The sequence below is a fragment of the Gordonia aquimaris genome (assembly GCF_026262595.1).
GTDB lineage: Bacteria > Actinomycetota > Actinomycetes > Mycobacteriales > Mycobacteriaceae > Gordonia > Gordonia tangerina.
Map to the genome: position 1 here is coordinate 1 of NZ_JAPKFM010000002.1, position 14,109 is coordinate 14,109.

Consider the following 14,109-nt stretch of genomic DNA (forward strand, 5'->3'; position numbering starts at 1 on the left):
TCAGGAGATGGTCAGAGGGTCACGATTCCCACCACGACGCCCACCGCGAGCGCCGCCATGACCAGCGCCGCCATCACGACCGGCGGATCGAGGCGCTGCCGGCGGGCCGGTCGGGCGGTCGGAAGCGGCCGGGCTGCCTGGCGCTCGATCCGCAACGGCCGGGTCTGGGGTTCGAAGACAGGGGACTCTGGCAGCGGCGGGACCGCCGACAGCGGCAGACCGGCCAGCGGCGCATCGGATCGACGGTAGGCCGTACCCTGCGGAGCGGAATGCGGTGCGGGACCGTTCGGGTGATGTACCCACCTCGACTGGTGTCGGAGGGGTTCCGTAGGACCGGTGCTGGTCACTGCGGCGTGCACACCTTCCACTCCTCGCCGGATTTCTGCAGGTTGATGGTCACTGTCTGCGGCTGGTCGGGGTTGGCGCTCTGCACCGCGGACACCTCGACCACCGCCTGATCGCCCTCGCCGGTCAGCTTGACCGCCTTGATCTCGTCGATGCGGACCAGTTCGTCACGGGACTTCTGACCGTCGTAGATCTTCTGGAAGTCCGCGTCGCTGATCGAGGCGTAGAACTGATGCCGCTCGCCGCAGGTGACGGATCGCAGCGTGGCCAGATCGCCCTCGTAGAGAGCGGTCGAGAACTCCTCGGCGGCGTCGGCGGCCTCGTCGGCCGGGGCCGGGGGACGCAGGTTCAGATATCCGAAGACCGCACCGGCAGCTGCGAGTACGACGACCACGGCCGCCGCGACAATCCACCATCGGCGGCCTCCGCCGGACTTCTCGCCCCCGGACTTCTCGGCTACCGACTTCCCGGCCCCGGACTTTCCGCTCCCAGACGTGCCGGACCCGGACGTCGTGGCCCGCTCCGCATCGCTTCTGGACGGGATGACCTCCGGCTTGTGGGCGGCGGTCGACCAGCCCTCGGCTGCGGACGTCTTGGTGGTTGCCGCCCCGGCCGCCCCGGCGGCAGCAGCACCGGTCGCGGCGGCCGCGGCCGGGAACGCTTTCGTCGTACCCGACTTCTCGTCGTCGTCCTGACTGTCGGAGTCGGAGTCGCTCGCGGTGGCGGCAGCGTCGTCGACGTCGACCCACTCGTCGGTCGGGTCGTCGGCGCCGGTGTCGTGGTCGTCGGTCCCGCCGGCGTCGGCCTCGGCGCCGGTGGCGTCGGCATCGGATGCACCGTCATCGGGTGTATCGCCATCAGCGGGAGCTTCATCGGATTCGCCGTCGGCTGCGGGGGACGGCGCGGCGACCGTCTCGATCGACTCGAGGTCCTCGAGTTCGTCATCGTCGGGTAGGTCATCTCGTCGGATGACGGTGGTCGCCGAATCCGTGGGCCCGATCCCACCGCCGGGCTTCGCGCGCTCGGTCGGAGCCTCCGGCTCGGTGTCAACGTCGGCCGCGGTGGTGTCCGCGTCGTCCACGGCGCTGATGCTGTCGAGGTCTTCGAGCTCGGAGATCTCGGGCAGGTCCTCGCGTCGGATGACCGCGGTCGCGGAGTCGATGCCCCGGCCACCCTTCGGCTTCGGCCGGGTGGGCTCGGTCTTCACCGGCTCGGCGTCGGTCGTCTCGGCTGGGTCGGACGCGTCGTTGTCGGGCTGTTCGGTGTCGGCAGGTTCAGACCGGTCCTCCGCGGCGTCTCCGGCCTCGTCGCCGTTTCCGGCTGCCTCGTCGAGCGCTGTCGCGTCGTCCTCGGGGGCCGCGGGCTCGGCCTCGGCATCATCGGCCGATTCGGCGTCCGACTCAGCCTCGGTCTGCTGCTCGGGGGTGTCCTCGTCTTCGTCGGCGGTCCCGTCGGAGGCCTCCGGCGCTGCCTCGTCTGTCGACGAGTCATCAGAGGGGTGGGCGTCGGCGTCGGGCTCAGCATCGGAACCGTCGTCGGTCGTGTCGCCGGCCGTGACCTCGTCCTCTGCGGATTCCGCGGCGGTGTCGCGTTCGGGCTGGTCGTCGACCGCAGCGGTCGGGTCGGTTGACTCGTTCGCGTTCGTCGACGCGTTATCCGAGGAGGATTCGTTCAGGCCGTCGTTGTTCGTCTCGTCTGTCACCGCTGCGTCGTCGCCCTTCGTACTGTCGACCCAGGAATCGTCCGGACCACGACGGCCGGGTCGGGCCGCCTGGTCGTTACCGCGATTACGCCACGCCTGCAGGGCGCGGCCGATCAACGATCCGTCGTCGCGTGCTGAAGGCATCGTCGTCTACACCCCGCTTCCCCGGATGGAATCTGATCGGCGTCTGTGAGTGTGCGACGTTCCCCGCCGAAGGGGATACGTCGTGGCCGATCGCGCCACTCACCCTAGCGAATGGCCCCCCGATTCAGCACTCGGTGGGCGGTTCACACTGCTGACGGCATTGCCTGGCCCGCCCAACAGTCGGGTCGAGTGGACCGGCCGGCTCTCCGCCCGCGCCGAGGCGAGGTGCTTGAATGGTGTGGTGACTTCTTTCGGAGATCTCCTGGGCCCGCAGCCGGTGCTGCTCACCGGCGACGACGAGGCGGAATCGGACCTGCTCAACGGCACCGCACCCGCACAGGTCGCCGCCGCACACCCGACGGCATCCATCGCCTGGGCGTACCTGGCGGATGCGGCGCTCGAGGCGTCTGCGGACGGCTCGGACATCGGCAAGGTCATCGAGGCCTACGCGTACGCGCGCACCGGGTATCACCGCGGACTCGATCAGCTGCGTCGACACGGCTGGAAGGGATTCGGTCCGGTGCCGTGGAGCCATGAGCCGAACCAGGGTTTCCTGCGGTGCGTCGGTGCGCTCGCCCGTGCGGCCAACGCGGTCGGTGAGCAGGACGAGTATCTGCGGTGCCTGGACCTGCTCAACGACAGTGATCCAAGCGCTGTGACGCACCTCGGACTGGCGTGATCGACAGCCGGCGCGACCACTGATCGCAGAGATCGACCAACCGCCGTGACCGAATGGCTGCGCGCCCGCCTCAACGCGTTGCCTACTCCGCTGCATCGACGCGTCCGCCGACTGTGGCTGTCGATCGTCCCGATCATCCAGTGTTCGCTGGCAGCCGGGGTCGCGTGGTGGGTGGCTGTGGTGGTGTTCGGCCATCCGCAGCCCTTCTTCGCGCCCATCGCCGCCGTCATATCGCTCGGACTGTCGCTGGGCAAACGATGGCGTCGCTCGGCCGAATTGGTCAGCGGTGTGGTCATCGGGATCTTGGTCGGTGATCTGCTGATCTCGGTGATCGGCTCGGGTACGTGGCAGATCATCGTGGTGGTCGCACTCGCGATGACCATCGCGGTGTTCATCGACGACGGGCCCCTGATCCCGATGCAGGCCGCGTCGTCGGCGGTGTTGGTGGCCACGTTGCTGCCGCCGGGTGGCGTGGGCGGCTTCCACCGCGCGATCGACGCGCTGATCGGTGGTCTCATCGGCATCCTCATCGGGGCGCTGGTTCCGGTGAATCCGGCCCATCGGGCGCGCCGCGATGCCGCCGGCCTGCTTGCCACGATGCGGGATGCGTCGAGACGCCTCGCGAGCGGTCTGCGCGAGATGGACGAGGCCGAGGTCTTCGCCGCGCTGGCGTCCGCGCGGGGCACTCAGGAGGCCATCAACACGATGCGGTCCGACATGCGCGGCGGCAAAGAGGTCAGCGCCATCTCCCCGCTGTACTGGACGTCGCGCGAGCGGCTTCAGCGCATCTCGGCAACCGCCGACCCCATCGACAACGCGGTGCGCAACTTCCGCATCATCGCCCGGCGCGCGTTGGGCATGACGCAGCGCGGGGAGGCGCTCGACCCGGCCATCATCGACATCCTCGACGACATCGGCGAGGCCTTCGAGGTCCTGCGGGCGATGATGATCGCCAAGCCGGGGGAGGAACCCGACCAGGCAGATGCCGCGCGAGTGCTGCGCAGCGTCGCGCGCAAGGCCAAACCCGAGCTCGTCGCACATAGTTCGCTGTCGGAGACGGCGGTGATGGCCGAGCTCCGTTCATTGCTGATCGACATGTTGATGATCAGCGGCCTGCGACGGTCGTCGGCTGCGGCCACCCTGCGCTGACACCACGCCACGCCTCATGGTGGGGAGCGCCACTCTTGTCATATATGCGAAAACCTGCATATATTGGCGGCGAGATGGGACATTCACATTCGCATTCGCACGGGCCGACGGCGGCCACCGCGACGTCGGCGGGCCATCGCCGGATCTGGCCGATGGCGCTGGCCGCCGGAATCATCGCCGCGTACTTCGTCGTCGAACTCGTGACCGGCCTGCTGGTCGACTCGCTGGCATTGATCGCCGACGCCGGCCACATGCTCACCGACGTGGTGGCCCTGCTCATGGGTCTCGTCGCATTGCTCCTGGCCAGACACGGCTCGGCCACCGACGACCGCAGCTTCGGCTGGCATCGGGCCGAGGTGTTCACCGCCGTCGCCAACGCGGTCCTGCTCATCGGTGTCGCGGCCTTCGTGCTCTACGAGGCGATCCGCCGCATCGGCACCGACCCCGAGGTTCCCGGCTTGACGCTCATCGTGGTCGCGCTCATCGGGCTCGCCGTCAACGTCGCGATGATGATGCTGCTGCGCGCCGACTCCCGGCAATCGATCGCCGTACGCGGCGCCTACCTGGAGGTCCTCGCCGATGCGGTGGGCAGTGTGGGGGTGTTGGTCGCCGGTGTCGTCGCACTGACCACGGGGTGGGGGTACGCCGATGTCGTGGTGGCGGTGCTGATCGCCCTGTGGGTGGTACCGCGGGCGGTGCGACTCGCGCTCGATGCGATGCGCATCCTCAACCAACAGGCTCCGGCACATGTCGACGTGGAGGCTCTCCGGCGCGAGTTGGCCGCCATCCCGTCGGTCGACGACGTCCACGATCTGCACGTGTGGACATTGACCACGGGGATGGATGTGGCGACGGTGCATCTCGACAGTGATTGTTCGAACACCGATGTGCTGGCCGCCGCGCAGGTGGTCATGGCCCGCCACGGACTCGAACACGCAACCATCCAGGTGGATCCGGCCGCGGTGCAACGTCGCTGCCGCGACGAACTCACGTGGTGACTGCAATCGATATTCGGTGGCGTGTACCGGTGTCGGCTGGGCATCCTGACACCCATGACGACCGACGAACTCGCAACTCTCACACGTAAGCCCGACCGCGCCGGTGATCGCAGGCTGCTTGACGAGGTCCTCGACGAAGCACGAGTGGGAGTGCTGTCGACGGTCACCGACGATCGCCTCCCGTGGTCGGTACCGATGCTCGCCGCCCGTGACGGTGATCGGTTGTTGATCCACGGGTCGTCGGGGGCCGGTGCGTTGCGGCACGTCGCCGCCGGTGCGCCGGTGACGTTCACGGCGTTTCTTCTCGACGGACTGGTGGTTGCGGAGACGTTGTTCGATCATTCGGTGAACTATCGGTCAGCGGTCGTGCGCGGGCGGCTGCAGCCGGTCGACGCTGACGACGCTTCCCGGGCACTCGACATCTTCTCCGATGCGATCCTGCCGGGCCGCAGTGCGGAGGTGCGTGCACACACGGGTAAGGAGGTTTCGGCGACGGTGATCCTCGCGCTGCCGATCATGGACGGCTGGTGGCTGGCGAAGGCACGCGCCGGCGGACCCGGAGACGACGGGGCCATCGGGTGGACCGGACACGTACCGATGGAGACCGTCTACGGCGATCCGGTGACCGCGACGCCGGGTGCGGTGCCGGCGTCGGTGCGGGGTCTGCTGGAGCGGTGATTCTTGGTCTCCGGAGGGTCGGTTCTCCGACATCGCTTGCGGCTCAACGGACGTTGCACTTTTCGGGTGATTGTGCCGGTCACAGGCCCGCCGGTTTCGCGGCCCCGGCCGGGCAATGTATGTAAGGTAGGCTAAGCTAACTTGCATGTGTAGGGGTGTTTCCGGTTTGAATCGACTGATGACATCCTCGGCGCCGTTTTCAGGGGCGCGTTGTGAAGCTCAGCGAACCTCGCCACGACGCCCACGGTGGTTCGGGCGCACGGTGATAGCGACGATTCTGCTCACCGTGGTGATGTCACAGTTCGGGCCCGGACGGGCCGACGCGCGCGACCCCGACCAGCGCGCCACGCTCACCGGGCTGACTCAGGTCGACGGGACCCTCTGGCAGATGATCGTGCGATCGCCGGCGATGGGGATCGACATTCCGTTTCAGGTGATCCGTCCGGCCGGTGCCCCGATGGGCGCACCCACCCTATATCTGCTCAACGGCGCCGGCGGGGGAGAGGACGGGGCCAACTGGCTCGCGCAAACCGACGCCCAGCAGTTCTTCGCCGGCAAGTTCGTCAATGTGGTGGTTCCTGCACGTGGTCTCGGTAGCTACTACACCGACTGGATCGCCGCCGATCCGCAGGTGGGGCAACCGATGTGGGCCACCTTCCTGACCGATGAGCTGCCCGACGTCGTCGATGACGCATTGGGCACGAACGGTCGCAATGCCATCGCCGGACTGTCGATGTCGGCGACGTCGGTACTCGACCTGGCGACTATCGCGCCGAGCCTGTACCGGTCGGTGGCCTCCTACAGTGGCTGCGCCCGCACCAGTACCCCGGAGGGCGAGGCCGCAGTCCGGGGCATCGTCTACACCGCTGCCGGTGGCAATGCCGACAACATGTGGGGTCCGACGGGATCGCGGCAGTGGCGCGCACACGACCCGTATGTCAACGCCGAGAAGCTTCGCGGAACCCACCTCTACCTGTCCAGCGGCAGTGGTGCACCGGGACGGTACGACACGCCGAGCGCGCAGGCGCCGGGTGCCCCGCCGATCGCCAACCAGATCCTGGTCGGCGGCGCGTTGGAGGCGGCCACCCGCGCGTGTACCGAGGCGATGGCGAACAGGTTGCGGCAGTTGTCCATTCCGGCGCAGGTGCACCTCCCATCCACCGGCACCCACTCCTGGGGGTACTGGCAGGACGAGTTGCACCGGTCCTGGCCGACATTGGCGGCAGGGCTCGATGGCTGAGCCGGCCACCACGGTCGCCCGGTGGCGCGCGGTAGCCGGCCGTTACGCGGATGCGATCGCGGTGCGCAGCCCGGATGGTTCGCTCACCTATGGTGCGGCCCGTGATCGCGCCGACGAACGCGGCCGCGCGCTGGCCGCCGCCGTCGACGAACCTGGCCGGCCGATCGCCGTCGACGTCGAGTCCGATGTCGACTCTGTCCTTGCCGTGCTGTCGGTGCTCTGCTCCGGCCATCCGGTGATCCTGCTGGACCCGCTGTTGCCCGCGGAGCGGCGCGAACACATCCTCGCATTGTCGGGGGCCCGACGGTTCGATCCCGCGTCAATGGCAGCGTTGCCCCCGTCCGACGCTCCGGTGCCCGAGCCCGACCCGATCGATCCGTCGATCCTCATCTTCACCTCCGGCTCCACCGGAAAGCCCAAGGGGCTCATCCACTCCCAACGAGGCTGGGTCAACCAGGCCACCGACGGTCGCGAGTTCCTCGGTCTCGGGCCGGGTGATCGGATGGCCGTGCTGTTGCCGATCAGCTTCGGTGCCGGCGTCGACTGCCTGGTGATGGGTTTGCTCAACGGGGCCACCCTCCTGCTGTGGGATGTGCGCCGGCGCACCACTACCGGCCTGCGTGACTGGCTGTGTGCCGAGGCCGCGACGACCGCGCACTGCACGCCGTCGCTGCTGCGGTCGTGGCTCGGTGACCTCGACACCGACGCCGCACTCCCTGAACTGCGCCTGCTGTCGACCTGTGGTGAACCCGTCCGCGGTGCCGATGTGACCCGGGTGCGGCGCACCGTGATGCCGTCCGGCACGTTCTGCAGCTGGTCGGGTTCCTCGGAGATCGGCAATCTCGCCTTCAACCTCTTCGGGCCGGACCGCGCAGTGCCCGATGGGGCCGTGGCCGTGGGCATTCCGGCCGGTGACAAGCATGTGCGGATAGTCGACGACAACGGCGACGATGTGGACGCCGGCGACGTCGGGGAGATCGTGGTGGAGTCGGGTCACCTGGCGTCGGGTTACCACAACGACCCCGAGCTCACGGCGCAGCGGTTCGAACCGATCGGAGATGGTCGGTCGCGCTTGCGCACCGGAGATCTGGGCCGTTTCGATGACAGTGGGATGCTGCATCTGCTGGGTCGGCGTGATGATGCGATCAAGGTTCGGGGCTACCTGGTGGAGCCCGCCGAGGTGGAGACCGCGCTGCGCGCGATGCCGTGGACCGTCGACGCCGTGGTGTCGGCGAATACCGAACGTACCCAACTCATCGCCCACGTCGCCGTTGATCCGTCGAAGTGGACTCCGTCGCCCGCTGAAGTTCGGACAGCGCTCGCCACGACGCTTGCTCCCTGGATGATTCCCCGTGACGTCGTCATCATGACCGATCTCCCGCGAAATGAACGCGGGAAGGTGGACCGGGTGGCGTTGCCGGAGCCGGCGGCCCGGCCGAAGCCCGATCCACCCCGCGGCCCGACCGAGTCGATGCTCGCCCTTCTGTGGCAGGAGATTCTCGGACTGGACCAGGTCGGACGGCAGGAAGATTTCATCACGCTCGGTGGCGACTCACTCGCCGCGGCAACTATGATCGCCGACATCAATCATCGGTTTCAGGTCGAACTCGATACCGGCCTGTTGACGCAAGCGCCGACCGTTGCCGAGTTCGCCCAGCATCTCGATGCTGCTAACGAGAGTCGTGAGAAGACGGCAACTCCGCGCACGCTCGTCCGGCTGCGCGAGGGCGTGGGCAGCCCGCTGTTCCTGGTGGCCGGGGCAGGCAGTCTGGCAACGAGTCTGACGCCATTGGCACGTGCGCTGGCCACGCCACGGCCGGTCTACGGTGTTCAAGCCCGTGGGATCGAGGGCCGCGGTCGTGCTGACCAGTCGATTCGCGCCGCCGCCAGACGATTGATCCGGGATGTGCGATCGGTGCAACCGCGGGGGCCATATCTGCTGGGAGGCTATTCGTGGGGCGGTTTCGTAGCGATCGAGGCCGCCGCGCGCCTGTCCGCTTCGGGTGAACACTGCGAGAGTGTGATCGTATTGGACTCCATCATCGATCCCATCCTGGCCGCAGCAATCAGTGATCCGAAGCGAAGGAGACGCTGGCGGGTCGCGGTCGATCCGGCGCCGGCAACTGTGACCGGAGCTCTGCCGGATCGCTCGGGTAAACCGTCGGTCGGGGTCGAGACACGCTCGCGATGGCAGATCGCCTGGAATGTTGTCGTGATGAACGTGCTGATGTCTGCCGCCGGCTTGGTGAGGCTACCCACGACACTGCAGTGGACGGTGTTCTTCGATCTGGGAACGCGAATGATCCGGCGGCACCGGCCTGTACCCTTCCCAGGCGACATCATGCTGATCCGATCACGTAGCAACACAGATGATCTCAGCCTTTGGCGGCATTTTTCGCTCGGTGCGGTGCGTCCAGTGGATGTGTCCGGAGATCACCATTCGATGGTTCGGACGCCCTACGTGAGCGAAACCGCCAAAGCTGTGGGAACCGCTATCGGTGAAAGAGTGCAGGAGGGTGCCCGGTGACGGATTCGTGTGGTGTGGTTGCCGTGATCTCGTCTTACGAGCCCGATGCGGGCCTTGTGGCGACGGTGGATTCGGTCATCGGGCAAGTCGACCGCGTCGTGATCGTCGATGACGGATCACCGTCTTTGATCGGCGATCCCGCGGGGACGGTGCGAGCCGTGCTTGACCGGTGTGCCGAGGTCGGCGCGACCGTGCTGGAGAGCGGAGACAACCGTGGGATCGCCAGCGCGCTGAATCGAGGCGTGACCAACGCGCTCGACGGTGGTGCTGACCTGATCTTGACACTCGATCAAGACACGGTCCTCGATGTCGACTACGTACAGCGGATGGTCGCGCATCGCGAACTGGCAGCGTCCGTCGGCATCACAGACATGATGCTCGCGCCGAGTGAGATCAACGGTGAGGTGGCGCCATTCTGGTTCGCCCACCGCGGACTCACACTGGCCTTCGAACCTCTTCAGTCGGGGATGCTCTTTTCCCGCCGGCTCTTCGAGTTGATCGGCCTCTTCGAAGAAGGCCTGTTCATCGACTGCGTAGAGACCGAGTTCTATCTCCGCGCGCGAGCACGCGGTGTGCACGCGCTGATCGTTCCCGGAACATGTATCCATCATCGATTGGGTCACCCCGCGATCTGGACAGTGCCGCGGCCCCTGCGCTGGGCGCTGGGCAGACGAGGTTCCGGTGCGACCGTGGAGTTCACCGAAGACGCACCGTTCCGGCACTACTACATCGCGCGAAATCGACTGGTCCTCTACCGCCGATACGCTCGAACCGAGCCGCTGTGGTGCGCGGTCTCCATCGCCAAGGACACATTGAGTCGGGGCAGGGCGATGCTCATCGGGTCGCATCGAGTATCGCGAATTTACCTGACTGCCAGTGGTTTCCGTGCCGGTATCAAGGGTGACACTGGGCGTATCCCCGCCCGTACTCTCGCGCGTAGTCGGGGTCGAGGGGTGTCACATCCAAGTGAGGAACGGCGGGCACGTCACGCGCGTCGCAGGCCGCGTGCGGTGTCGGTGGTGATCCCAGCGCGCAATGCGCGAAATCTTATCGATCGCCAACTAGAAGCGCTCGCGACCCAAGACTATCCTGCCGGATTCGAAGTTCTGATCTGTGACAACGGCTCTCGAGATGGCCTGCGTCGGCATATCGAGACCCATCGACTCCGCGAGAAGTTGCAGATGAAGTGGCTCGATGCCTCCGAGCGGGCGGGTACCTCGTTTGCGAGGAACGTTGGTTCCAGAGCTGCGGCTGGTGATCTGATTGTCTACTGCGATGCAGATGACATGGTGCATCCCCAATGGCTCCGTCATATGGTCGAGACCGCAGGGTTTCACAATGTGGTCAGCGGTGGGGTCGAGACCACCTCGTTGAACGCACCTGAGGTCGCGAGTTGGCGTCCGATGCCCGACGCCGAGGAGCCTTTCGAGTTCCCCGGTTTCATGAATGTCGTCAGCGGCTGCAACATGGCGTGCTGGCGAGATGACTTCATGGCTGTCGGGGGATTCGACGAGACTTATGTCTCGGGCTACGAAGACGCGGACTTCGCGCTGCGCGTACAGCTGCGGGGCGGAACGGTGGGCCATGCACCCGAAGCGCTGGTCGGATACCGGCTTCGTGAAACCCTGCGTGGAACATTCTCCCAATCTGCGCAGTATGGTTTGGGGAACGTACAACTGTACGCAGACTATCGGGACTACGGCATGCCCAGGCGGCCAGTCATAGCACTCCTGGACGTCCTGCTCTATCTGACTTTGAGAAATCCTTTGCTGCCCGAGGTGGTCACGAGAGTTCCGGCCGGGCGCTGGCTGTTTCAGGCAGGGCACCTGCTGGGCCGCATCAAAGGCAGCGTGCGTTACGGCTGCTTCTACGTCTGATTCTCACCCCCGCAGCGCCGCACGGCGGTATCCGATCAGGGTGGGGCCGGTGAACAACACCAGCAGCGCTGCCGACCATGCGGTCGTCAGCATCAGCGGCTGCATCAGTTCGCCACCGGTCGCCATCGCTTTGATGGCCTCCACCCCGCAGCTGAGTGGTTGATACTCCACGATCGGGCGTAACCAGGCCGGATATGCGTCGGCAGGCACGAAACCGGTGTTGAAGAACATCGCCAGGTTGGTCCCGATCGCCACCCATTCGACGATGTGAGAGTCGCGCGACAGCAACGCCATCGCGGTCACCATCATCGAGAACGACAGGCCGAAGGCCATGGCGACGGCCAGGATGCCGAGGTAGCCGAGGATGCCGCTTTCGATGCGGAATCCGATGATCGTACCCACCAGCAGGATGAAGCTCACGGTGACCGCCACGCGTACCGCCTCGGCCGCGAGCCGGCCCGTCATCGCCGCGGCCCGGTGCACCGGCAGCGTCCACAGCCTGGTGAGCAGACCCGACGTGCGTTCTCGCCGCAGCCCCAACCCGCTGATCGACGCCCCCGTCATCGCACCGATCAAGGCGACCATCGGCACCATCCCGAACGCGTACGAGGTGCCGGAGCGATCACTCACCGAGCGATCGAGGACCAGCCAGAACAGCAGCACCATCAACGCCGGGAAGAGCAGCGATTGCAACAGGGTGGCGGGATCCTTGGTCCACTTCACCAGGATTCGCTGGGCCTGCAGAGCCGCGCCGCGCAGCAGCGCGGTCGAGGTCGGCTCCGGTGTCCACAGGTCACGCTCGGGGAAGTGGAGCGGTCCGGTCGCAGTGGTGGCGATGTCGGACGTTGTTGCGTGCTTCATATGTGGGTCCGCCGATGAGTCTGGGTGTGGTGAGCGATACCGACGAACACCACGGCGAGAGCGCCGAGCCACACCAGCGCCGGCAGTGCGGTGTGCATCGTCGGTTCACCGGCGGCCAGTTCCCGCATGGTCGCGGCGAAATGTGAGATCGGCTGGTTGCGGGCGAAGGGCTGGGCCCAATCGGGGAAACTGTCTTCGGGGACGAATCCGGTTGACAGCAGCCCCAGCACCAGCTGTGGCAGCACCAACAGTTGCGAGGTGGCCTCCGGACTTCGGGCGATCAAACCGAGCGAATCCGCGCCGATGGCCAGGACCAGTCCCAGCGCCAACGCGAAGGTGACGAAACCCAATGTGTCCAGCGGATCTCCGTCGAACGAAAAACCCAGCAGTGCCCCGAACACCAGCGCCGCAACCACCGAGATCACCGATCTGATCATCGAGGTGCTCATCCGGGCGAACAGCGGAACGAGGGGGCGAACGGGCATCGACGCCATCCGGCGACTCATCCCGCGCAGCTTCTCCAGCGTCGCCCGTTGCGCTGCGGCGACCGCGGTGAATGCTATCGCCTGCAGCACGATGATCGGCATGAGGAACTGCGCGTAGTCGATACCCCGGTCGGCCATGATCAGCCGTAGCGGTAGATAGAAACCGAGCGCGAACACCATCGGCATCACCACTGCGATGACGAATTCGCCCTCGGAGTGGGCCGAGCGAACGGCACGTCCGGTTGCCGCGACCCACTGCCGCCAGAACACCGGACCGCGGACGAATACGGCCGGGTCGGATCGGTCCGGCCACACTACCGGGAGGTGCGCCGTCATCCGCCGACGCCCACGTGGTCACCGGGCGGGCCGGTGAGGGTCAGGAAGACGTCGTCGAGGGTCGGCTTGCGCAGACCCACATCGAGCAGCCGCACACCGGCGGTGCGCGCGAGCGCGATCACCTGCTCCATGGTCGCCACGCCGTCGGGTGCGGTGAGAGTGACCGCACCATTCGCCGAGACCGAAGGCCGATGTGCCGCACCGAGTTCACCGGCGATGGCCGCAACGAGCGTTGCACTCTGGGTGGGATCATCGAGGATCGCCTCGCAGTAGGTGCCGCCGACCTGCTGCTTGAGTGAGTCGGCACTTCCCTCGGCGACCACACGTCCGCGGTCCATCACGATGATGTTGTCGCTGAGCAGATCGGCCTCCTCCAGGTACTGCGTGGTGAGCAGGGTGGTGATGCCATCGGCGCGCAGCGTCTCCACCAGTGACCACACTGCCTGCCTGCTGCGGGGGTCGAGGCCCGTCGTCGGTTCGTCGAGAAACACCACCGATGGCCGGGTGACGAGGCCGCACGCGATGTCGAGGCGTCGGCGCATGCCGCCGGAGTAGGCGTACACGGGCCGCTTGGCGGCATCGGTCAAACCGAATCGTTCCAGGAGGTAGTCGGCACGTTCGCGGGCGGCGCTTCGCCGCAGACCCAGCATGCGGGCGAAGAAGACGAGATTGTCGCGGCCGCCGAGGGTTTCGTCGAGCGCCGCGTACTGTCCGGTCATCGAGATGGCGTTGCGGACGCCGGCCGGATCATCGATCAGATCATGTCCACACACCTGCGCAGACCCGGAATCGGGCTGGATCAACGTGCACAGCACGTCCACCAGGGTGGTCTTCCCGGCCCCGTTGGGCCCCAGGATGCCCAGTACCCCGCCGCGCGGCACATCGAAGGACACACCGTTGAGGGCATGGACCGATTCGAACGACTTGTGCATGTCGCGAACCTTGACGGCCAGATCTACAACTTGCGTTGAGGCTTTGTCGCCCTTGGGATTACGAGGACGGACGTCCATGGCTTTCCTACCCATCCTGCTACTCTCGACAGTGCCTCTTTCAGTGGTCAACGTAGCAAGGTTCATAGGGGCCATGAA

Annotated in this window: 12 protein-coding genes; 7 read left to right on the forward strand and 5 right to left on the reverse strand. The window is 66.5% G+C overall.

All coding sequences use genetic code 11. From position 1 onward, the window contains the following. Positions 1-11 precede the first annotated feature (11 nt). Both OSB52_RS01965 and OSB52_RS01970 read right to left on the reverse strand, forming a co-directional pair. Positions 12-347 carry a hypothetical protein gene (locus OSB52_RS01965; protein ID WP_266059914.1) on the reverse strand — a complete coding sequence of 112 codons (336 nt, stop codon included), beginning with the start codon at positions 345-347 and terminating at the stop codon, positions 12-14. Next, a complete protein-coding gene (locus tag OSB52_RS01970) occupies positions 344-2,191 on the reverse strand; it encodes an Rv0361 family membrane protein (protein WP_266059915.1) in 1,848 nt (615 codons plus the stop codon). Before OSB52_RS01970 ends, OSB52_RS01965 begins: the two co-directional genes overlap by 4 nt. Positions 2,192-2,432: 241 nt before the next feature. Between OSB52_RS01970 and OSB52_RS01975 the strand changes: the two genes are divergently transcribed. The 7 genes from OSB52_RS01975 to OSB52_RS24935 all read left to right on the forward strand — a co-directional run bounded on the left by OSB52_RS01975 (position 2,433) and on the right by OSB52_RS24935 (position 11,339). Then, positions 2,433-2,870, forward strand: coding sequence for a DUF3151 domain-containing protein (locus OSB52_RS01975; protein WP_235724440.1), 438 nt, complete (start codon positions 2,433-2,435; stop codon positions 2,868-2,870). A gap of 45 nt (positions 2,871-2,915) precedes the next feature. Beyond that, positions 2,916-4,019 (forward strand): FUSC family protein, encoded by a 1,104-nt coding sequence (locus OSB52_RS01980; RefSeq protein ID WP_235724441.1) that lies wholly within the window; start codon positions 2,916-2,918, stop codon positions 4,017-4,019. Positions 4,020-4,093: 74 nt separating this feature from the next. After that, entirely contained in the window at positions 4,094-5,017 is a 924-nt protein-coding gene (locus tag OSB52_RS01985; RefSeq protein WP_235724442.1) for a cation diffusion facilitator family transporter, read from the forward strand. A 54-nt stretch (positions 5,018-5,071) separates the two neighbouring features. Beyond that, positions 5,072-5,695, forward strand: a complete 624-nt coding sequence (locus tag OSB52_RS01990; RefSeq protein WP_266059918.1) for a pyridoxamine 5'-phosphate oxidase family protein — start codon at positions 5,072-5,074, stop codon at positions 5,693-5,695. 292 nt (positions 5,696-5,987) lie between these two features. After that, a complete protein-coding gene (locus OSB52_RS01995; RefSeq protein ID WP_277614847.1) occupies positions 5,988-6,935 on the forward strand; it encodes an alpha/beta hydrolase in 948 nt (315 codons plus the stop codon). Next, positions 6,928-9,462 (forward strand): alpha/beta fold hydrolase, encoded by a 2,535-nt coding sequence (locus OSB52_RS02000; protein WP_266059919.1) that lies wholly within the window; start codon positions 6,928-6,930, stop codon positions 9,460-9,462. Before OSB52_RS01995 ends, OSB52_RS02000 begins: the two co-directional genes overlap by 8 nt. Further along, positions 9,459-11,339 (forward strand): glycosyltransferase family 2 protein, encoded by a 1,881-nt coding sequence (locus tag OSB52_RS24935; protein WP_266059920.1) that lies wholly within the window; start codon positions 9,459-9,461, stop codon positions 11,337-11,339. Before OSB52_RS02000 ends, OSB52_RS24935 begins: the two co-directional genes overlap by 4 nt. 3 nt (positions 11,340-11,342) lie before the next feature. On the opposite strand, the gene OSB52_RS02010 is transcribed toward OSB52_RS24935, so the two are convergent. The 3 genes from OSB52_RS02010 to OSB52_RS02020 are packed head-to-tail and all read right to left on the reverse strand — an operon-like array spanning position 11,343 to position 13,953. Then, a complete protein-coding gene (locus tag OSB52_RS02010; RefSeq protein ID WP_266059921.1) occupies positions 11,343-12,200 on the reverse strand; it encodes an ABC transporter permease in 858 nt (285 codons plus the stop codon). Next, positions 12,197-13,021, reverse strand: a complete 825-nt coding sequence (locus tag OSB52_RS02015) for an ABC transporter permease (RefSeq protein WP_266059922.1) — start codon at positions 13,019-13,021, stop codon at positions 12,197-12,199. The genes OSB52_RS02010 and OSB52_RS02015 overlap by 4 nt, the downstream gene beginning before the upstream one ends. After that, a complete protein-coding gene (locus OSB52_RS02020) occupies positions 13,018-13,953 on the reverse strand; it encodes an ATP-binding cassette domain-containing protein (protein WP_308191710.1) in 936 nt (311 codons plus the stop codon). Before OSB52_RS02020 ends, OSB52_RS02015 begins: the two co-directional genes overlap by 4 nt. Positions 13,954-14,109: the final 156 nt, after the last annotated feature.